Origin of the sequence: Streptomyces sp. NPDC059247, from assembly GCF_042754005.1 — a bacterium.
Classification (GTDB): domain Bacteria; phylum Actinomycetota; class Actinomycetes; order Streptomycetales; family Streptomycetaceae; genus Streptomyces.
This window is the reverse complement of sequence record NZ_JBHYZW010000003.1, coordinates 183,093-203,032: the sequence shown is the minus strand read 5'-3', so window position 1 is coordinate 203,032 and position 19,940 is coordinate 183,093. Positions and strand designations below refer to the sequence as shown.

The window sequence follows — 19,940 nt, the reverse complement described above, 5'->3', positions numbered from 1 at the left end:
GCCGACCGTGCGCCGCCGAGCCAGTCTCGTCCTGCTCTCCCTCGCCGTCTTCTGCGCCGCGCTGGCCCCGACCCTGCGCTGGTACGCCTTCCCCCGCCTGGCGAAGATCCCGGCGAACCAGTACCAGGAGACCGTCCTGGAGGCACGGCCCGCCACCCTCCTCGACTACTCCACCCTCAAGGCGGAGAAGGTCGACAAGATCACGATCGTCCAGACCCTCAAGGGCAATGTCGAGGAGTCCCGTCGCATCGAACGCGACGCCGGACGGGACGTCGTCGTCTGGGACGCGCTCTCCTACGTCGCGGGGCCCGACGGGAAGATGGTCTCCAAGATCCCCGAGCGGTACATCTTCGACGCCCACACCCAGGAACCCGTCCACGCCACCGGCGAATCCGTCGACGGCGACCCCGTCCGGCGCGACGGCATCGAGTTCAAGTTCCCCTTCCTGACCGAGAAGCGCGACTACCAGTACTTCGACGCCCAGACCCGTACCTCGGCCCCCATCCACTACGCGGGCACCCGCACCTTCCGCGGCACGGAGGTCTACTACTTCGAGCAGACCGTCCCCTGGACCAAGGTCCCCATGCCCAAGACCATGCCGGTCAAGGGCATCACCCCGCAGATCCTCACCGACTCGGGCCTCACCCGCTGGTACACCACCAAGCGCATGTTCTGGGTCGAGCCCGTCACCGGAGCCCCGGTCAACGGCGAGGAGATCCACAAGGAAGAACTCCGCAACGCCAAGGCCCTCATGGGCCGGGACACCGTCACGGTCTTCGAGGGACACGTGAAGATGCGCGAGGACTACCTGGAAAGCATCGGCGAGATGGTCGCCTCCAACCGCCTCATGGTGCTGATGCTCGTCTCCTACCTCCCCTGGAGCCTCACCCTCCTCGCCCTGCTCCTCCTCTCCCTCTCGCTCTGGCTGGAGGCCCGCTCCCGCCGCCCGGCGGCCCGGCCCGTGGCCCCCGCCCCCGTCAGCCCTCCCGTCTGAGCCGCGCGCTCGTGTGCCGTGTCGGCGGCGCCGTCGCCGGGTCCTCCGGCCACGGATGCTTCGGATACCGCCCCCGCAGCTCCGCCCGCACGGCCCGGTAGCCGTCCCGCCAGAACGACGCCAGATCGGCGGTCACCGCCGCCGGACGCCCGGCGGGGGACAGCAGGTGCACCAGCACCGGCACCCCCGCCACCCTGGGCGTCTCCGCGAGCCCGAACATCTCCTGGAGCTTCACCGCGAGCACCGGCCGCCCACCGCCGTACTCGACCCGGATCCGCGAACCGCTCGGCACCTCGATCCGCTCCGGCGCCAGCTCCCCCAGCCGGCCCGCCTCGCCCGACGCCCACGGCAGCAGCCTCCGCAGTGCCTCGCCCGCGTCGATCCGCCCCAGATCGGCCCGTCGCGAGGCCCGGGACAGCTCGGGCTCCAGCCACTCGTCGGCCCGGTCCAGAAGCGCCCCGTCGTCCGCCACGTCCGGCCAGGGCCCGCCCACCTCCCGGTGCAGGAACGCCAGCCGCTCCCGCAACTCCCCGGCCTCCCGGCTCCACCGCAGCAGCCCCAGCCCCTCCCGCCGCAGACCGTCGAGCAGCGCCGCCCGCACCGACGCGGGCTCCGCCCTCGTCCCGAGCGGCCGGACCGTCAGCTCGACCGCGCCCAGCCGGTCCACCGAGCGCGCGACCACGTCCCCGTCCTCCCAGCGGACCTCCTCCCCGGCCGCCCGCAGATGCCCGGCCGCCCGCAGCGCCACCTCCTCGTCGACCACGGCCGCCAGCCGCACCCGCGCCGTCGCGTCCCGCGCCGTACGGTCCGCCACCGCCACGGCCAGCCACGGACCGGACCGCAGCCGCGACCCCTCGGCAAGGCGCGCCCCGCTTCCCGACACCATCAGAAGACCGCCCTGCTCCCGGGCCCGCGCCAACCGCTCGGGAAAGGCCAACGCGGTCACCAGCCCGGCCACCAGGTCCTCACCACCTCCACCCCCACCACCGTCACCAGCACCACGTGCCCTGCTGGCACCCCCCATCCTGTTGGCGCCACCCGCCCCGCCGACCGCGTTCAGCCCGCCGACCCCGGCCGCCGCCCGTGCCACCTCGGCCCCCTTCCCCGTACCGGCGCCGCCCGCCTCGCCCACCAGGCGCTCCAGGCGACGGGCCTCCGTCCGCCAGCGGGCGCCGTACCCGTCGGAGCCCCGCCGGGCCGCACGCCAGGCCTCCACCAGATCGTCCCCGTACCCGCGCGGCGGCTCCTCGCTGAGCAGCGCCACCACCTCCGCCGCCCGCCGCGCCCCGACCTCCGGCGCGCCGTCCAGGAGGGCGCGGCCCAGCCGGGGGTGGAGCCCCAGCCGGGACAGGCGCACCCCGCGCGCGGTGGCCCGGCCCGCCTCGTCCACGGCACCGATCGACCCGAGGACCGAGCGGGCCGCCGCCAGCGCCCCGGCGGGCGGCGGGTCGAGCAGGGCGAGCCCCTCCGCCGTGGGGTCGCCCCAGCAGGCCATGCGCAGCGCGAAGTCCGCCAGGTCCGCGACCTTGATCTCGGGGGACGGGAAGCGTGGCCTGCCCCCGTCACCGGCCTCCGGCCAGCAGCGGTACACATGGCCGGAGGCCTCCCGGCCCGCCCGGCCCAGGCGCTGGGTCGCGGTCGCCTCCGAGACCGTCACCGTCGCCAGCGAGCCCAGCCCCCTGGCGTGGTCCGTGCGCGGCTCCCGCGCGAGCCCCGAGTCCACGACGATCCGCACCCCGGGCACGGTCAGACTGGACTCGGCCACCGAGGTCGCCAGCACCACCCTGCGCCGCCCGCCGGGCTCCGTGCCCCGCAGCACCGCGTCCTGCACGGCCGCCGGAGCCCGCCCGTGGAGCTGGAGGACCTCCGCGTCGACATCGGAGAGGAGTCCGGCCGTCCGCGCGATCTCCCCCGTACCGGGAAGGAAGCAGAGGACGTCCCCCTCGTGCCGTTCCATCGCCAGCCGGACGGTCGCGGCCACGTGCCGCAGCAGCGCGGGGTCCACCCAGGTGCCGTGGGACGGCCGGACGTCCGGGGGAGGAGCCGCGTAGCGGACCCGGCAGCCGTACCCCTCGCCCTTGCTGCACACCACCGGCGCGGGCCCCGAACCCTCCAGCACCGTCAGCAGGTCGGCCCACGCGGCGGTGTCCCCGGTGGCCGAGGCGGCGATCAGCCCCAGCTCCGGCCGCAGGGTGGCCCGCACGTCCACCAGGAACGCCATCGCGGTGTCGGCGTCGAGATGCCGCTCGTGGCACTCGTCGAGCAGCACCACGTCCACCCCCGCCAGCTCGGGATCGCGCTGGAGCCGCTGGAGCAGAATGCCCGTGGTCACCACCTCGACCCGGGTCGCCGGACCGGTCCGCCGCTCCCCGCGCACGGAGAAGCCGACCGTGCCGCCGACCTCCTCGCCGAGCAGCCACGCCATCCGCCGGGCCGCCGCCCGCACCGCCATCCGGCGCGGCTCGGCCACCAGGACCCGCCGTCCCGGCCCGTCCCCTATGAGCCCCGCGAGCGCCAGCGGCACCAGGGTCGTCTTGCCCGTGCCGGGAGGCGCGGACAGCACGGCCGTGCCGCGCCGGTCGAGCGCGTCCAGCAGCTCGGGCACGGCATGACGGACGGGGAGACGGTCGAGTGCGTCGTTTCGGATCACGCACTCAGTCTCGTACGAGAGCCGAGGAAGGTGGATCCCGTCGTCCACAGGACCCACCTATAAGTACGACCGGACCGGCCGTATAAGTACGACTGGATGTGACCGGGAGCGCGGTCCACACGTACGGCCGAGCACGGACCGTACGCGGTCCACGAGGACGGACCGCACACGACCGGGCGGGGCCCACCAGGGCCGGGGACCACCGGCGCGACCGACCAGCGGCTCCCCTCGCTCCCCCTCTGTCCCGCCCGTCCCTCTGTCCCCGCTCCGCGTCTCCTACTCCGCTACTCCGCTACTCCGCGCGTTCGCAGACGAAGATCGCCGTTCCCGGGATCAGGTTCCCCCGCAGCGGGGACCAGCCGCCCCACTCCTGTCCGTTCCACGCGGGCCACTCCGGCTCGACCAGGTCGACCAGACGGAACCCGCCGGCCACCACATCCCGCACCCGGTCGCCGATCGTGCGGTGGTGCTCCACGTACACGGCCCGCCCCCGCTCGTCCTGCTCGACGTAGGGAGTGCGGTCGAAATAGGAGGCGGCGACCGACAGACCCTCGGGTCCGGGCTCGTCGGGGAACGCCCAGCGGATCGGGTGCGTCACCGAGAACACCCACCTGCCGCCGGGCCGCAGCACCCGCCGGACCTCGCGGAACACCTTCACCGGGTCGGCCACGAAAGGCACCGCCCCGTACGCCGAGCACGCCAGGTCGAAGGCGCCGTCCCGGAACGGCAGCGCCCCCGCGTCGGCCTCCACCAGCGGTACCCCGCCACCGATCCGCAGCGCGTGCTGCAACTGCCGGTGCGAGAGGTCGAGGGCCACCGGCCGGGCCCCCACCGCCGCCAGCCACCGCGAGCACTGCGCGGCGCCCGCGCCGATCTCCAGGACGTCCAGGCCCTTGAGCCCGGAGACGGGCCCGAGCAGTCCGGCGTCCGCCTCGTCGAGCCCCTCGGGACCCCAGACGAAACGGTCGTCGCCGAGGAACGACCCGTGGTCGCTCTGGTACTCGTCGGCGTTCCTGTCCCACCAGCCCCGGTTCGCCCGGCTGCTCTCCGTCTCCCCCGCGTCACGCCGGGTGGCCTCACCCTCCTCCTCGGCCGGGCCGGAGGGGACTTCGTGCTCGTGCTCTTGGTTCATCTCGCCCGCCGATGTAGTTTGCGCTCAGTACCGCTGTGCGCGGATCCCGCCGATGAGGCGTGGAAGGACTCGAGTTGGTGCCGGAGTTGAGGCGATCTGCCCCGGGTGTGCGCTTCGCGCATTGACCCTGTCCGGCCGCCCCCGTATGCTAAAGGTTGCGCTGCGGGCCTGCGCGCCTCAGACGGAGCAGGCCGCGCTCGTACCTGTTGTATGTCCCCTCGGTTTTCGAGGCTCCACCCGTCCGCGGGAAAGGTGCCTCATTGGCTGTCCGGCTTCTTGGTGCGATACGGGCTCTCGGCGTAGCAGTACCTACGACTTTCTGTCCGTAACCGGAGCCCTTTCCCACATGACGAGCAGCACCGAGACCACCGCCACCAGCACCACCCCGCAGGTTGCGGTCAACGACATCGGTAACGAGGAAGCCTTCCTCGCCGCGATCGACGAGACGATCAAGTACTTCAACGACGGCGACATCGTCGACGGCGTCATCGTGAAGGTCGACCGGGACGAGGTCCTGCTCGACATCGGTTACAAGACCGAAGGCGTCATCCCGAGCCGCGAACTCTCGATCAAGCACGATGTCGACCCGAACGAGGTCGTCAAGGTCGGCGACGAGATCGAGGCCCTGGTTCTCCAGAAGGAGGACAAGGAAGGCCGCCTGATCCTCTCGAAGAAGCGCGCCCAGTACGAGCGCGCCTGGGGCACCATCGAGAAGATCAAGGAAGAAGACGGCATCGTCACCGGTACCGTCATCGAGGTCGTCAAGGGTGGTCTCATCCTCGACATCGGCCTCCGCGGCTTCCTCCCGGCCTCCCTGGTCGAGATGCGTCGCGTCCGCGACCTCCAGCCCTACGTGGGCAAGGAGCTCGAGGCGAAGATCATCGAGCTGGACAAGAACCGCAACAACGTGGTCCTGTCCCGCCGTGCCTGGCTGGAGCAGACCCAGTCCGAGGTCCGCCAGACGTTCCTCACGACCCTCCAGAAGGGTCAGGTCCGCTCCGGCGTCGTGTCCTCGATCGTCAACTTCGGTGCCTTCGTGGACCTGGGTGGCGTCGACGGCCTCGTGCACGTCTCCGAGCTGTCCTGGAAGCACATCGACCACCCCTCCGAGGTTGTCGAGGTCGGCCAGGAGGTCACCGTCGAGGTTCTCGACGTGGACATGGACCGCGAGCGCGTCTCCCTGTCGCTGAAGGCGACGCAGGAGGACCCGTGGCAGCAGTTCGCCCGGACGCACCAGATCGGTCAGGTCGTCCCGGGTAAGGTCACCAAGCTGGTTCCGTTCGGTGCGTTCGTCCGCGTGGACGAGGGCATCGAGGGTCTGGTCCACATCTCCGAGCTGGCCGAGCGCCACGTGGAGATCCCGGAGCAGGTCGTCCAGGTCAACGACGAGATCTTCGTCAAGGTCATCGACATCGACCTCGAGCGTCGTCGCATCAGCCTCTCGCTGAAGCAGGCCAACGAGTCCTTCGGTGCCGACCCGGCCTCGGTCGAGTTCGACCCGACCCTGTACGGCATGGCCGCGTCCTACGACGACCAGGGCAACTACATCTACCCCGAGGGCTTCGACCCCGAGACCAACGACTGGCTCGAGGGCTTCGAGACCCAGCGCGAGGTGTGGGAGACCCAGTACGCCGAGGCGCAGTCCCGCTTCGAGCAGCACCAGGCTCAGGTCATCAAGTCCCGCGAGGCCGACGAGGCCGCCGCTGCCGAGGGCGCTGCCGCCCCGGCCGCCGGTGGCAACGCCGGTGCGGGCATCTCGGGTGGTTCGTACTCCTCGGAGTCGGACGACACCTCCGGCGCCCTGGCGTCGGACGAGGCGCTCGCCGCCCTGCGCGAGAAGCTGGCCGGCGGCCAGAGCTGAACAGGCTCTCCGCTGAGCGCTAGCCGCTAGCGAACCGAGGCCCGTTCCCCTCCGGGGGAGCGGGCCTCGGTCCGTTTCCCGACCGGGCGCCCGCCCGGCGCGCCCCGCCCCGTTGCCGCCCTGCTGCCGTCCTGCCCGGTCAGGGCGTGACGGGGATGTTCGTCAGACCGTTCCCGCCGGTCACCGTGTTCGACGCGTGGACCGTGGTCGGACACGAGGCACTCCGGTTGGTGACGTTGATCGCGAGCCGCTGGGCCCCGGTCGCGCCCGTCAGATTCGAACGGTTGCCCCGGAACACGGTGCCGCAGCCCCAGCCGCTCTGCTGGGTGTGGGTCTCGTAGCCGTTGTTCGTCGTGTTCACCCCGGTGTTGTTCTCGACCAGGACGTCGTTGCCCTTCACGTCCACCCAGGAATCGTCGAAGTGGACGCCGGTCAGCCCGCGTCCGTCGAAGGAGTTGCCGACGATCCGCGCCCCGGTGGTCCCCTCCTTGATGTCGATGCCCTCGCCGCGCACGTCCGGACCGATGACGTTGTCGAGGATCTGCGCGTTGTCGCTGCGGTCGGTGAGGTCGTTGGCGGTGCCGACGTACACGCCCTCGCCCATGCCCCTGCCGTCGTTCCCCGTGTCGTAGATCCGCGAGTTCCTCAGGACCCCGTTCTTGCTGGACTTGCGGAAGTGGACCCCCTCCATGTCCAGCCCGTGCACGGTCACCCCGTCGATCACCACGCTCTCCGCGCTGTCGGCCATGATCCCCTTCTGGCCGCCGGTGATCGTGACGCCCCGCACGGTCCAGTACGAGGCGCCGTTGAGATGCAGCCCGTAGCCGCCGCCCGCGGTCAGCACCGCGCGCGAGGAACCGGTCAGGGTGATCCGCGCCGAAGCGGTGCCCGGGACCGTGGCCTTGAAATTGCCGGTGTACGTGCCGTCCGCGAGTGTGATCGTGTCACCGGGGCGGGCGGCGGCGAGGGCGGTCTTCAGCTGGGCGGCGGTCGTCACCTCGACGGTCGCGGCGGCGGCGGGGGTGGTGGTGACGAGGGGGACGGCGAGGAGGGCGGGGAGCAGCGTGAGGAGCGGCGTTCGGGTGCGCATGAGGGATGCCTTCCGTGCGGAGTGGGGGAGTGTTCCTGTATGTGCACGAGGGACGTGATGCTGAACGCGGAGCTGTCCCGAGACGGTAGGGAGCGGCATCTGGCGTGTCAAGGTCTGGACCAGTGGCCGGAGTTCGTACGACTCCTCGCGGGAAGGTGGCGCGCCCCGGGAATGGGTGTGCCGTGCGTGGTGTTCCCAGAGAGAACACGAGGAGGAGCGGTAGCCGTGCTTGATCCCCAGGATTTGTACGAATGGGACGCGAAGGGCCTGGCGGTCGTCGACCTGGCCCTGGCGCAGGAGTCGGCCGGGCTGGTCATGCTCTACCACTTCGAGGGTTACATCGACGCGGGCGAGACCGGCGAGCAGATCGTCGACCGGCTGCTCGACACCCTCCCGCACCAGCTCGTGGCCCGTTTCGACCACGACCGGCTCGTGGACTACCGGGCCCGCCGCCCCCTGCTCACCTTCCGGCGCGACCGGTGGACCGCGTACGAGACGCCGTCCATCGAGGTCCGGCTGGTGCAGGACGCCACCGGCGCCCCCTTCCTCGTGCTGTCCGGCCCCGAGCCGGACGTGGAGTGGGAGCGGTTCGCCGCCGCCGTCCGGCAGATCGTCGAGCGGCTCGGCGTGCGCCTCGCGGTGAACTTCCACGGCATCCCCATGGGCGTCCCGCACACCCGGCCCGTCGGACTGACCCCGCACGGCAACCGCACGGACCTCATGCCCGGCCACCGCAGCCCCTTCGACGAGGCGCAGGTGCCCGGCAGCGCCGAGTCGCTGGTCGAGTACCGGCTGACCGAGGCGGGCCACGACACCCTCGGGGTCGCCGCGCACGTACCGCACTACGTGGCCCGCTCGCCCTATCCGGACGCGGCGCTGACCACCCTGGAGGCCGTCACCGCGGCCACCGGTCTGGTCCTGCCGAGCGTGGCCCACTCGCTGCGGACCGAGGCCCGCCGCACCCAGACCGAGATCGACCGGCAGATCGGCGAGGGTGACGAGGAACTGGTCGCGCTCGTCCAGGGCCTCGAGCACCAGTACGACGCGGCGGCCGGGGCGGACACCCGGGGCAGCCTGGTCGCCGAACCGGTCGACCTGCCGTCGGCGGACGAGCTGGGGCGCGAGTTCGAGCGCTTCCTCGCGGAGCGGGAGGGCGAGTCCTGACCCGCCGGGGCCGGGCCCTAGGCTGCCGCTCATGCTGAAGGTGGGCCTGACCGGCGGGATCGGCGCCGGCAAGAGCGAAGTGTCACGGCTGCTCGTCTCGTACGGGGCCGTGCTGATCGACGCGGACCGGATCGCCCGCGAGGTCGTCGAACCCGGGACCCCGGGGCTCGCGGCCGTCGTGGAGGCGTTCGGGGAGGACGTCCTCACCGATGGGGGCACGCTCGACAGGCCGAAGCTGGGCTCCGTCGTCTTCGCCGACGCCGAACGCCTGGCCACGCTCAACGCCATCGTCCACCCCCTGGTCGGGGCCCGGTCGGCGGAGCTGGAGAGCCACGCGGGCGCCGGGGACGTCGTCGTCCACGACGTGCCGCTGCTCGCCGAGAACGGCCTGGCGCCGCTGTACGACCTGGTCGTGGTCGTGGACGCGTCCCCCGAGACCCAGCTGGACCGGCTCGTACGGCTCCGGGGCATGGCCGAGTCCGAGGCGCGCGCCCGGATGGCGGCCCAGGCCACCCGCCCGGCGCGGCTCGCGGTGGCGGACGTGGTGATCGACAACGACGGTCCGCTCGACGCGCTCGCACCGCAGGTGCGGAAGCTCTGGGAGGACCTGGCGCGCCGGGCCGCCGAGCGCGCGTAAGGGCCCCTCGGCGACGGCGGTCGCGGAATGCGGGCGCCGGGTCCGGTGTTCAACCACCGGATCGAGGGGAAGGATGCCAGGGTGGCCGACAGAAACCCGGAAACGCACGTCATCGACTTCCGTGCCGCAGAACACCTGCTGGCCGCGCGCGACCCCCGTGGCGCGGTCAAGCTGCTGGACTCGGTGATCGCCGCCCATCCCGAGAACACGGCGGCACGTCTGCTGCGTGCCCGCGCGTTCTTCGCCGCCGCGCAGCTTCGTCCCGCGCAACTGGAGTTCGAGCTCGTCCTGGAGCGCGAACCGGACAACGCCTTCGCGCACTTCGCACTGGCCCGGACCTTCGAGCGGTCCGGCCTCACCGACCGGGCCACCCGGCACTTCCGTCTCGCGGCGGCCCTCGACCCGAAGCCCGAGTACCTCCGTGCGGCGGGCTTCGACACGGAGCAGCAGTAGCCGGAGCCGGAACGATGCCCGGAACCACGGCGAGGGCCGAGGACGGGACGGCGACGACCCCGGGAGCGGCGGCCGGACGCACCGCCGTGCCCCGGTCCGCAGGGGCGTCCGGAGACCTGTGCGCGACCCGGGCCGGAGCGGCGGCCGGACACCCGGCCCCGGGTGGCCGCCCGCGCCGGACGGAGCGCGGACCGGACGCTCAGCGCCCCCCGGTCCCGTCGCGGTGATCCGGTTCGTACGGCGGAACGGTCCGGTCCGGCTGCCAGTGGGCGCCCTGGTGGACGTGGCGCACCACCATTGTCAGGTCCACCAGGATCACCAGGACCAGCGCACCGCAGGCCGCCGCCCAGCCGGGGCTGCCGAGCAGCGCGAACACGGCCGTGCCGAACACCGCCCACACCAGACCCCACAGGCTCAGCCAGAACCGCAGGCGCAGCGCGCTGCGCGCGTTCACCGGCTCGTTCCCGCTGCGCATGACGACCACCGTCTCCCGTGGGGTCCTCCGGGGACACTTCCCAGGATGGACCCGGGGGGACGGAAAGGGAACCGGCGCCCGGCCCGGGGAGCGTCAGTGGATGATGCGGTAACTGCGCCACGGCAGGGTGCCCGGCGGGGTCAGGTTGCTGCTGCTGGTCGGGACGTAGACGGAGTGCTTGCCACGGCAATCGCGCGTCGTGTACATCACGAAGTCGACCAGGGTGTCGTTCCTGATGTGGGTCACCCCGCTCGGCGCCAGCCGGTGGCAGCCCTTCACCGGAGGGCTCGTCACCCGCAGCGACACCTCCCGCTGCGTCTCGTACGAGAGCGTGCCCACGGCCGTACGGCCCAGACCCGAGCACCCCGCCACGGCGAGGGCGAGCAGCACGGCCCCGGTGGCGGTCGTGAGACGCCGGCGAACGGACATGGCGGAACCTCTTCTGTCGTGGTCGTTGCGCTGTTCGTCACCCTCGCCGCTCCCGGACCCCCTGTCATCCGGGGCTGGGCCGCCCGGGGGAACGGGCGCGGCGGCCGTTGTCAGACCCCACCCGTAAGGTCGGAGGTCCGGTCGGAGATCCGTCCCGAGGATGTCCGGCACACCGTCGCACCCGTCCGGTGGGAAGGAGCGGAGCCGTGACACGGAGCTGGGTCGGCAGCGCCGCCGTCTTCCTGCCCGCCGCCCTGCCCCGCGAGGGCCGGGTCGCCTTCTGGCGCCCCGACGGCGCGCCCCTGCCCGACCCCGCGGGCGACGGCGCCGAGCGCGTCGAGCTGACCGTCGCCCGGCTGCACGGCAGCGGCACCCGGAGGCGCACGGTGCCCGCGCTGGCCCTCCCCGTCGACGCCGCCCTGCCCCACCTGGTGGCCGCCCGCCACCATCCGGCCGCCCACCCCGCCGCCGTGGGCTGGGGCGCCGCCGCGCTGCACGCCCTGCACCTGGTGGCCCGGGGCCGACTCCTGCCGGGGCTCACCTCGGAGGACCTGGACGCCTGGCGGGCCGGGCCCCTGGACGCCGACGACATCGCCCATCTGCGGGCCGTCGCCGCCGCCCTGCCGTACGAGGCGCACGCCGTGCCCGTCCCCGGTCCGGGACCGCTGCGGCTGCCCGACCCGGAGGCCCTGGTGCGGGCCTTCCTCGACGCGGTCGCCGACACCCTGCCCCGCTCCCCGGCCGCCGCCCACGCCGTCGGGGCCCCGTTCGCGGCCCGCGCACCCCAGCACCTGCCCCGCGCGCGTGCCTGGGCCGCCGAGGCGGCGGCCGGAATGGACGCGGGCGTCCGCGTCTCGCTCCGCCTCGACCTGTCGGCGTCCGACCTCTTCGACGCGGACGCCGGGACCCCCGAGCCGGACGTACCGCCCGGTGAGCGGCACGCCGCGGGCGCGCTCCTCCAGGTCCACAGCCTCGCCGACCCCACCCTCGTCATCGACGCCGCCGCCCTGTGGGCCGGGGACGGCGAGCACTTCGGCCCCCGTGCCCGCGTCGACGCCGTCCTCGCCCTGCGCCGGGCGGCCCGGGTCTGGCCCCCGCTCACCCGGCTCCTGGAGCGGGAGGTGCCCGACGTCCTCGCCGTCACCGAGGACGAGCTGTACGAACTGCTCGGGCCCGCCGCGGCCCGCCTCGCCGACGCCGGGGTCGCCGTCCACTGGCCGCGCGAACTGGCCCGCTCGCTCAGCGCCTCCGCCGTCGTCCGCCCCGCCCGCATGGCACCCGGCTCCGCGACCGACGGCACCTCCTTCCTCGACACCGGGGAACTCCTCCGGTTCGACTGGCAGCTCGCCCTCGACGGCGACCCGCTCACCGAGCGCGAGATGGACCTGCTGGCCGAGGCCCACCGGCCCGTCGTACGGCTCCGCGACCAGTGGGTCGTCGTCGATCCCGCCCTCGTCCGCAAGGCGCGCAAGCGGGAGCTCGGCCTGCTCGAACCGGTCGACGCCCTCGCCGCCGCCCTCACCGGCAGCGCCGAGGTGGACGGCGAGACCGTGCCCGCCGTGCCGGTCGGCGCGCTCGCCGCGCTCCGGGACCGGCTGCTCGCGGGACCCGAGGACGTACCGGCCCCGCCCGGCCTGACCGCCACCCTCCGCGACTACCAGCTGCGCGGCCTCGCCTGGCTCGACCTGATGACCTCCCTCGGCCTCGGCGGCTGCCTCGCCGACGACATGGGCCTCGGCAAGACCGTCACCCTCATCGCCCTCCATCTGCGCCGCGCCCGCAGCGCCCCCACCCTCGTCGTCTGCCCCGCCTCCTTGCTGGGCAACTGGCAGCGGGAGGTCGGCAGGTTCGCCCCCGGCGTGCCCGTGCGCCGCTTCCACGGCGCGGAGCGCGACCTGGGGGGCGCCGACGGAGGCATCGTCCTCACCACCTACGGCACCCTGCGCACCAGCGCCGCCGAACTCGCCGCGCGCCCGTGGGGGATGGTCGTCGCCGACGAGGCCCAGCACGTCAAGAACCCGTTCTCCGCGACCGCGCGGGCGCTGCGCGAGATCCCCGCGCCCGCCCGGGTCGCCCTCACCGGCACCCCCGTCGAGAACAACCTCTCCGAGCTGTGGGCGATCCTCGACTGGACCACCCCCGGTCTCCTCGGCCCCCTCAAGGCCTTCCGCTCGCGCCACGCCCGCGCCGTCGAGAACAACGAGGAGATCGAGCACGCCGAGGCCGTCGAGCGGCTCGCCCGGCTCGTCCGGCCCTTCCTGCTGCGCCGCCGCAAGTCCGACCCCGGCATCGTCCCCGAGCTGCCGCCCAAGACGGAGTCCGACCATCCCGTCTCCCTCACCCGAGAGCAGGCCTCGCTGTACGAGGCGGTCGTCCGGGAGACCATGGGGCGGATCGAGGAGGCGGAGGGCATGGCCCGGCGCGGCCTCGTCATGAAGCTGCTGACCTCCCTCAAACAGATCTGCAACCACCCCGCGCAGTACCTCAAGGAGGAGGCGCCGCGCGGCAGCGGCACCGCACGGCTCGCCGGGCGCTCCGGAAAGCTCGCGCTGCTCGACGAACTCCTCGACACGATCCTCGCCGAGGACGGATCGGTCCTCGTCTTCACCCAGTACGTGTCGATGGCGCGGCTGCTCGCCGACCATCTGGCCGCGCGCGGCGTCACCGCCCAACTCCTGCACGGCGGCACGCCGGTGGCCGAGCGGGAACGGATGGTCGACCGCTTCCAGGACGGCGAGGTGCCCGTCTTCCTGCTCTCCCTGAAGGCGGCGGGCACCGGCCTCAACCTGACCCGGGCCGGGCACGTGGTGCACTACGACCGCTGGTGGAACCCGGCCGTGGAGGAGCAGGCCACGGACCGCGCCTACCGCATCGGCCAGACCCAGCCGGTGCAGGTCCACCGGCTCGTCGCCGAGGGCACCGTCGAGGACCGCATCGCCGAGATGCTGCGCTCCAAGCGGGCCCTCGCCGACGCCGTCCTCGGCACCGGCGAGGCCGCCCTCACCGAACTGACCGACCGGGAGCTGGCCGACCTGGTGTCCCTGAGGAGGGCCTCGTGAACAGCGCACGCGCCGCGCGCGGAGCGGTGCCCCGCCACGACGACCGCCGCCGCTCCTTCCCGCAGGTCGCGCCCCGCGAAGCCCCCGACGGCCGGTTCGCCGCCACCTGGTGGGGGAACGCGTGGGTGGACGCCCTGGAGGACACCGCCCTCGACCCGGCACGGCTGGCCCGTGGCAAGGCGTACGCGCGCCGGGGCAACGTCGACGCGATCACCGTCACCCCCGGCCGGGTCGTCGCGTACGTCCACGGCAGCCGGACCCGCCCCTACCGCACCGAGATCAGGATGCGGACCCTCCGCGACGAGGGCTGGGAACGGTTCCTCGACGAGGCCACCGCCCGCCCCGAACACATCGCCGCCCTGCTCGACAAGGACGTGCCGCACGCCCTGGAAGCGGTCACCGGACTGCTGCCCGCGCCGGGCGACCTCCTCCCCGACTGCTCCTGCCCGGACGACGGTTACCCCTGCAAGCACGCCGCCGCCCTCTGCTACCAGGCCGCCCGGCTGCTCGACGCGGACCCCTTCGTCCTCTTCCTGATGCGCGGCCGGGGCGAACAGGAACTCCTCGCCGAACTCACCCGGCGCAACGCGGCCAGGTCCGCCGCCGAGACCACCGCCGCGGCGCCCTCCATGCCCACCGTCCCGGCCCGCGCCGTGCTCGCCGCGACCGGGCCCGTACCGCCGCCGCCCCCGCCGCTGCCGGTCCCCGACCGGCCGGGCCGCCCCGCCGTGTTCCCGCCCGACCCCGCCGCCCCTGACCCGCTCTCCCTGGACCTCCTCGCCTCCGAAGCGGCCGTCCGCGCCCACACGTTCCTCGCCACGGGACACGACCCGGTCGCCGCCCTCACCCCCTGGCAGGACGCCGTCCGGCTGGCCGCCGCGCACCCCGGCTCCGGACTCACCGCCTCCACCCGGGCGCTCTACCGCGACCTGGCGCAGGCGCTCGACCGCACCCCGACGGACCTCGCGCGGGCCGTCGCCGCCTGGCGGCAGGGCGGCGCCGCCGGTCTCGCCGTACTGGAGGAGCCCTGGGACCCGCCCGCGGGCCCGTTCGACCGGGCCAGACCCGCGCTGATCGCCGCCGACCTCCCCGCGTTCCGCCCCTGGCGCAACCGGCTCTCCACCCGCTCCCTCCAGCTCCGGCTCGGCCGGGACGGCCTCTGGTACGGCTACGAGTCGGACGCCGGCCGCGAGGACTGGTGGCCGCGCGGCGCCCCCGACCCGGACCCGGTCGGCACCCTCACCGGCCTCCTCGGCCGCTGACACGACACTCGAACGCCGCTCCACTCGATGGAGTGAAACCCTTCAACGGGCGGATCCGGCGCATACGTTTGTCGCGTTGATTCCGGTACGGGCATCCGCCCGTGCACAACTCCGGAAGGCAGGAAGCCATGAGGCAGATTCGCCGAAGTGGTCTGGCCACACTGTTGGTCACGGGTGGGGCGCTCGCGCTCTCCGCGGGCGCCGCACACGCGGACTCCGGCGCACAGGGCGCCGCGGTCGGCTCACCGGGCGTCGGCTCCGGCAACACGGTTCAGCTGCCGGTGCACGTGCCGGTCAACGTCTGCGGGAACACGGTCAGTGTCGTCGGGCTGCTCAACCCGGCCTTCGGCAACACCTGTGCCAACCGCTCCTCCCAGCCCCGGACCGAGCCCGAGGGCTACGGCTCCGAGGGCGGCGGCCGGGCCCACAAGGACCTGCCGGGCACCCCGCGCGGCGGCGAGCAGGCGGGCGGCTCCCACGGCGGCTCCTCCAACGGCGGTGGTGCCACGGCCGAGAGCCATGCCGCCGGTTCCCCGGGCGTCATCTCGGGGAACGGCCTGCAGCTGCCCGTCGACCTCCCCGTGAACCTCAGCGGGAACTCGGTCAGCGTGGTCGGGGTGCTCAACCCGGTCTTCGGCAACACCTCGGTCAACGGTCCGGGCAAGCCCCAGCAGCCGATCGAGAAGCCGACCCCGCGTCCGAAGCCCCCCGTCGTGCCGAACGTGCCGGTTCCGCAGACGGAGTCCCAGCCGCCCGCCCCGGCGCCCGCGCCGCAGGGCGGGTCCAGCTCCGCCGCGCTGGCCTCCACCGGCTCGGACGCCATGGGCTACGCCGCGTCCGCCAGTGCCGCGCTGCTGCTCGGCGGGGCCCTGCTGTACCGTCGCGCGCGCCGTGCGGGAGACGGGGCCTGAGGTCCCGTCCACGCGGCCCGGCCGACACGGGCTGACGCCCGAGCCGTCAGCCGTGCCCCCGGCCGGGGGCGCAACCGCCGCCGCGACGCCAGGCCCGGAGCACCGCCTCGATGGCGGGGGCGACCCTCGTCCGGGCCTGGTGCCGAGGAACTCCTCGCATCAGCAGGGTGTCGTACGGCGTGTCCACATGCCGTACGGAGGCCCGTACCGCGGCGCTGACGGCACCCCGGTCGAGCGAGCGGCCCGCCGCCGTGCGCCCCACCCGTCCACTGCCCTTCGCCGAGGCGTGGACGGCGATCTCCGTGGCCCGGTCCGCCGGGCAGGACGGGAAGAGCCGCAGGATCTCCGCCCGGAGGGTCTCGGTGACCCCGGCGTCGAGCGCGGCTCGGCGCACCGCGTCCCGGGCCCGCCGCCGGGAGCGCGCCTCCGCGTCCGCCAGACAGGACCGTTCCGCCTCGGCGAGTGCCGTCTCCTCGACGAGCAGGCCCTGCCGTTCGTACCGGGTGCGGCGCCGGTTGTGCCGTACGACGACGGCCCACAGTTCGCTGTTCTCACGGGCCCGGCGGGTGAGCGCCGTGTCGCCCCGCCGCAGGAAGACCAGATGTCCGAGGTCGGCGCAGTGGAGACAGACCGGTGCGTCGAACTCGACGATCATCCGTTCCAGCGGCCCCTGTCCGCACTCCGAGCAGCGACGGCGCCTGAGCGGCTCGACGACGACCGGCGCGACCAGGTCCACGGGCACCCCCTCGTCAGCGGACGCCGGGAGCGGCGGCGGTGATGAACAGGGCCAGCGCCTGCTTCGCCCGGTCCGAGCGGTGGGTCCGGTCCTCGAAGCCCACCGCCTCGTGCATACAGTGGGTCTCCTCGAAGGCGGCCTCGGCCAGACGCCGGGTCTCGGAGTCGTCGCACACCAACTGGACCCGGAAGAGGGCCTGGCGGGCGGCGGTGCGCTGCCGGTAGGAGGCGTACCGGGACTCCTCGGCCTCCTCCGAGCCGGGCTCCTCGGCCGCCCGGAACCAGCGGTCGTTCTGGCTGTGCCGGTAGTCGACGACCGCACCGGCGAAGGCGCTGTAGGTCGCGATCCGCTCCTGCCGGAGCTGTTCGGTACGGGCGAGGGCGGCGGTGCGTTCGGTGGCCCGCCCCTGGAACCAGTGGGTGAAGACGACGCCCAACAGGGTTCCCGCCACGGCTATCAGCGCCACATCCACGACCGGTCGCCCTCCCGTTCTCCTCGGCCTTCCCGACCCCCAGATCATGACAGCCGGGAGGCGCGGACGTCACTGCCGGTAGCTGCTGAGGAAACGCCCGATGCGGCTGATCGCGGCGTCGAGGTCGTCGGCGTACGGCAGGGTCAAGATGCGGAAGTGGTCGGGTCGCGGCCAGTTGAAGCCGGTCCCCTGGACGACCTGGATCTTCTCGCGCAGCAGCAGGTCGAGGACGAACCTCTCGTCGTCGTGGATCTTGTGCACGGCGGGGTCGAGGCGCGGGAACGCGTAGAGCGCGCCCTTCGGTTTCACACAGGAGACGCCGGGGATCTCGTTGAGCTTCTCCCAGGCCCGGTCGCGCTGTTCGCGCAGCCTGCCGCCGGGGGCGGTCAGCTCCTGGATGGACTGCCGGCCGCCGAGGGCCGCCTGGATGGCGTACTGGGCGGGGGCGTTGGGGCAGAGGCGCATGGAGGCGAGCATGGTCAGGCCCTCCAGATAGCTCCGGGCCCGCTGGCGTGGACCGGTGACGACCAGCCAGCCGGAGCGGAAGCCCGCCACCCGGTAGGTCTTGGAGAGACCGCCGAAGGTGAGGACGACCAGGTCGGGGGCGAGGGACGCGGCCGGGTGGTGGACGGCCTCGTCGTAGACGATCTGGTCGTAGATCTCGTCGGCGAAGACCATCAGGCCGTGGCGGCGGGCGAGGTCGAGGACGCCCTCGACGATCTCCTTCGGATAGACCGCGCCGGTGGGGTTGTTGGGGTTGATGAGGACGACGGCACGGGTGCGGTCGGTGATCTTCGACGCCATGTCGTCGAGGTCCGGGTTCCAGTCGGACGACTCGTCGCAGAGGTAGTGCACCGCCTTGCCGCCCGCGAGGGTGGTGACCGCCGTCCACAGCGGGAAGTCGGGGGCGGGGATCAGGACTTCGTCGCCGTCCTCCAGGAGGGCCTGCACGGCCATGGAGACCAGTTCCGACACCCCGTTGCCGAGGAACACGTCGTCGACGTCGACCTCGGGCAGCCCCATGGCCTGATAGCGCTGGGCCACGGCGCGGCGGGCGGAGAGGATGCCCCGGGAATCGGTGTAGCCATGGGCCTTGGGGAGCATCCGGATCATGTCCTGGACGATCTCCTCCGGCGCCTCGAAGCCGAAGAGCGCGGGATTGCCGGTGTTGAGGCGCAGGACGCTGTGGCCCGCCTCCTCCAGGGCGTTGGCGTGTTCGATGACCGGCCCACGGATCTCGTAACAGACCTCGTTCAGCTTGCTCGACTGCCGGAACTCCATGTCCGACCTCCCCTGGTCCCCGGAATCAGTGTTGCTTGGTTTTACCAAGTTCGAGCTTGGAAAGTCCAACAACATGTCTAGACTGCGCCGTATGCCACGTCAGCCACGCCGCCGCAGCTACGACCAGCACTGCGCCGCAGCGCGCGCCCTCGACCTCGTCGGCGACCGCTGGACCCTGCTCGTCGTCCGCGAACTCCTCGCGGGGCCGCGCCGCTACACCGACCTCCACGCCGACCTCCCCGGCGTCAGCACCGACATGCTGGCCGGGCGCCTCAAGGACATGGAGTCCGCCGGTCTGGCCACCCGCCGCCGACTGCCCCCGCCCGCCTCGGCGTCCGTCTACGAACTCACCGCGCGCGGCCGTGAACTGCAGCCCGTCCTGCGCGCGCTCGCCGCCTGGGGGGCGCCGGACCTGGGCGAACCCCGGCCCACCGACGCGGTCCGCGCGCACTGGTACGCGATCCCGCTGCTCGGCGAACTCGCCGGACTCGGCGCGGGGGTCGTCCAGGTGACCTTGGACGAGGGCGAGTTCCACGTACGGGTGGGCGCGGACGGCGGTGTGGCGTACGGGGACGGGGCGGCGGAGGCTCCCGACGCGCGCCTGCGGACGGACACGGCGACCTGCCGGGCCCTCGCGGCCGGTGAACTGACCCTCGGCGAGGCGGTCGCGTCGGGACGGGCGGTACTGGACGGGCCGGTGGGGATGGCGGGGATGGAGGGGGCGGAGGGGGCGGAGGGGGCACACTGACCGGTGGGGCTGTGGGGCTGTGGGGCCCTGGGGATGCTCTTGGCCGGGGTGGGCTTTCCGTCGTTCTGGAGTGGGCCTCGTCGTCGGCGAGCGCGCCGACCGGGACGGCCTCCCGGTGCCGTCGGGGCTTCCGGCCGGTGTCTCGCCGCCGCCCGGTCTTCTCCGGGGCTGGCCCACGGTGCCGACCCCGTGGGGGCGAGCGGACGTCAGACGGAGTCCGCGCGGGCGGACAGGGCGTGGGCCGGCCGGTCGCGGGCCTCGGTCTGCGCCGCGATCCGGGCGTCGAGGACGGCGAGCCGTTCACGGGCGATCTCCAGCCCCCGCCCGGACGGCGTCACCGAGGACAGGTCCCCGTCGAGACAGTCACGGAAGGCCGACACGTCCTCCAGGACCAGCCCCGCGTGGAGGAGGTACCGGATGTTCGCCACGCGGGCGACGGCGTCCTCCCCGTACACCCGGTATCCGTTGGCCGCACGGGCCGACGCGATCAGCCCGCTCGACTCGTAGTGCCGCAGCGCCCGGGGCGTCGCCCCCGTCCGCCGCGACAGCTCACCGATGCGCAAGGCGTCACCTCCGCGCACAGTCC

The 19,940-nt window shown here is 73.4% G+C and carries 18 protein-coding genes; 9 read left to right on the top strand and 9 right to left on the bottom strand.

Annotated elements, in window-relative coordinates; translation table 11 throughout:
• Window positions 1–7: 7 nt before the first annotated feature.
• The gene (locus ACFXGN_RS07990; RefSeq protein WP_384854983.1) at window positions 8–994 is read left to right on the top strand and encodes a DUF3068 domain-containing protein; all 987 of its coding nucleotides are present in this window, start codon (window positions 8–10) and stop codon (window positions 992–994) included.
• Here ACFXGN_RS07990 and ACFXGN_RS07985 read toward each other — a convergent pair.
• Together ACFXGN_RS07985 and ACFXGN_RS07980 are read right to left on the bottom strand one after the other, a co-directional pair.
• On the bottom strand, window positions 978–3,644 hold the full coding sequence (locus ACFXGN_RS07985) for an ATP-dependent RNA helicase (RefSeq protein WP_384854980.1): 2,667 nt from the start codon (window positions 3,642–3,644) through the stop codon (window positions 978–980). The two genes, ACFXGN_RS07990 and ACFXGN_RS07985, sit on opposite strands and share 17 nt — an antisense overlap.
• A 292-nt stretch (window positions 3,645–3,936) precedes the next feature.
• On the bottom strand, window positions 3,937–4,776 hold the full coding sequence (locus ACFXGN_RS07980; protein ID WP_384854978.1) for a class I SAM-dependent methyltransferase: 840 nt from the start codon (window positions 4,774–4,776) through the stop codon (window positions 3,937–3,939).
• A gap of 346 nt (window positions 4,777–5,122) precedes the next feature.
• On the opposite strand from ACFXGN_RS07980, the gene rpsA reads away from it, so the two are divergent.
• Complete coding sequence (gene rpsA, locus ACFXGN_RS07975; protein ID WP_384854975.1) at window positions 5,123–6,637, top strand: 30S ribosomal protein S1; 1,515 nt, start codon at window positions 5,123–5,125, stop codon at window positions 6,635–6,637.
• Window positions 6,638–6,776: 139 nt separating this feature from the next.
• Here rpsA and ACFXGN_RS07970 read toward each other — a convergent pair whose 3' ends face one another.
• A complete protein-coding gene (locus tag ACFXGN_RS07970) occupies window positions 6,777–7,727 on the bottom strand; it encodes a right-handed parallel beta-helix repeat-containing protein (protein WP_384854972.1) in 951 nt (316 codons plus the stop codon).
• Window positions 7,728–7,952: 225 nt separating this feature from the next.
• Here ACFXGN_RS07970 and ACFXGN_RS07965 point away from each other — a divergent pair, with 225 nt between their 5' ends.
• The 3 genes from ACFXGN_RS07965 to ACFXGN_RS07955 all read left to right on the top strand — a co-directional run bounded on the left by ACFXGN_RS07965 (window position 7,953) and on the right by ACFXGN_RS07955 (window position 9,981).
• Window positions 7,953–8,891, top strand: a complete 939-nt coding sequence (locus tag ACFXGN_RS07965; RefSeq protein WP_384854970.1) for a PAC2 family protein — start codon at window positions 7,953–7,955, stop codon at window positions 8,889–8,891.
• 31 nt (window positions 8,892–8,922) lie between these two features.
• Complete coding sequence (gene coaE, locus ACFXGN_RS07960; RefSeq protein ID WP_384854967.1) at window positions 8,923–9,528, top strand: dephospho-CoA kinase; 606 nt, start codon at window positions 8,923–8,925, stop codon at window positions 9,526–9,528.
• 81 nt (window positions 9,529–9,609) lie between these two features.
• A complete protein-coding gene (locus ACFXGN_RS07955) occupies window positions 9,610–9,981 on the top strand; it encodes a tetratricopeptide repeat protein (RefSeq protein ID WP_351779053.1) in 372 nt (123 codons plus the stop codon).
• A 199-nt stretch (window positions 9,982–10,180) separates the two neighbouring features.
• Here the strand turns inward: ACFXGN_RS07955 and ACFXGN_RS07950 are convergent, their stop codons facing one another.
• On the bottom strand, window positions 10,181–10,456 hold the full coding sequence (locus ACFXGN_RS07950) for a DUF6343 family protein (protein ID WP_384854964.1): 276 nt from the start codon (window positions 10,454–10,456) through the stop codon (window positions 10,181–10,183).
• Window positions 10,457–10,549: 93 nt separating this feature from the next.
• Window positions 10,550–10,885, bottom strand: coding sequence for a hypothetical protein (locus ACFXGN_RS07945; protein ID WP_384854961.1), 336 nt, complete (start codon window positions 10,883–10,885; stop codon window positions 10,550–10,552).
• Between the two features lie 206 nt (window positions 10,886–11,091).
• Here ACFXGN_RS07945 and ACFXGN_RS07940 point away from each other — a divergent pair, with 206 nt between their 5' ends.
• The 3 genes from ACFXGN_RS07940 to ACFXGN_RS07930 all read left to right on the top strand — a co-directional run bounded on the left by ACFXGN_RS07940 (window position 11,092) and on the right by ACFXGN_RS07930 (window position 16,117).
• Window positions 11,092–13,944: a DEAD/DEAH box helicase gene (locus tag ACFXGN_RS07940; protein WP_384854959.1), complete on the top strand. Its 2,853-nt coding sequence runs from the start codon at window positions 11,092–11,094 to the stop codon at window positions 13,942–13,944.
• Entirely contained in the window at window positions 13,941–15,206 is a 1,266-nt protein-coding gene (locus ACFXGN_RS07935; protein WP_384854956.1) for an SWIM zinc finger family protein, read from the top strand. The genes ACFXGN_RS07940 and ACFXGN_RS07935 overlap by 4 nt, the downstream gene beginning before the upstream one ends.
• A gap of 128 nt (window positions 15,207–15,334) precedes the next feature.
• A complete protein-coding gene (locus ACFXGN_RS07930) occupies window positions 15,335–16,117 on the top strand; it encodes a chaplin (RefSeq protein WP_384854953.1) in 783 nt (260 codons plus the stop codon).
• A gap of 46 nt (window positions 16,118–16,163) precedes the next feature.
• Here the strand turns inward: ACFXGN_RS07930 and ACFXGN_RS07925 are convergent, their stop codons facing one another.
• The 3 genes from ACFXGN_RS07925 to ACFXGN_RS07915 form a co-directional block, all read right to left on the bottom strand.
• Window positions 16,164–16,853, bottom strand: a complete 690-nt coding sequence (locus tag ACFXGN_RS07925; RefSeq protein WP_384854951.1) for a DUF2293 domain-containing protein — start codon at window positions 16,851–16,853, stop codon at window positions 16,164–16,166.
• A gap of 13 nt (window positions 16,854–16,866) precedes the next feature.
• Complete coding sequence (locus tag ACFXGN_RS07920; protein WP_384854948.1) at window positions 16,867–17,325, bottom strand: hypothetical protein; 459 nt, start codon at window positions 17,323–17,325, stop codon at window positions 16,867–16,869.
• Window positions 17,326–17,394: 69 nt separating this feature from the next.
• Window positions 17,395–18,606: a pyridoxal phosphate-dependent aminotransferase gene (locus ACFXGN_RS07915; protein ID WP_384854946.1), complete on the bottom strand. Its 1,212-nt coding sequence runs from the start codon at window positions 18,604–18,606 to the stop codon at window positions 17,395–17,397.
• A 91-nt stretch (window positions 18,607–18,697) separates the two neighbouring features.
• Here ACFXGN_RS07915 and ACFXGN_RS07910 point away from each other — a divergent pair, with 91 nt between their 5' ends.
• Window positions 18,698–19,354: a winged helix-turn-helix transcriptional regulator gene (locus ACFXGN_RS07910; RefSeq protein WP_384854944.1), complete on the top strand. Its 657-nt coding sequence runs from the start codon at window positions 18,698–18,700 to the stop codon at window positions 19,352–19,354.
• Window positions 19,355–19,560: 206 nt separating this feature from the next.
• Here the strand turns inward: ACFXGN_RS07910 and ACFXGN_RS07905 are convergent, their stop codons facing one another.
• Window positions 19,561–19,917 carry a MerR family transcriptional regulator gene (locus ACFXGN_RS07905; protein ID WP_384854941.1) on the bottom strand — a complete coding sequence of 119 codons (357 nt, stop codon included), beginning with the start codon at window positions 19,915–19,917 and terminating at the stop codon, window positions 19,561–19,563.
• Window positions 19,918–19,940 lie beyond the last annotated feature (23 nt).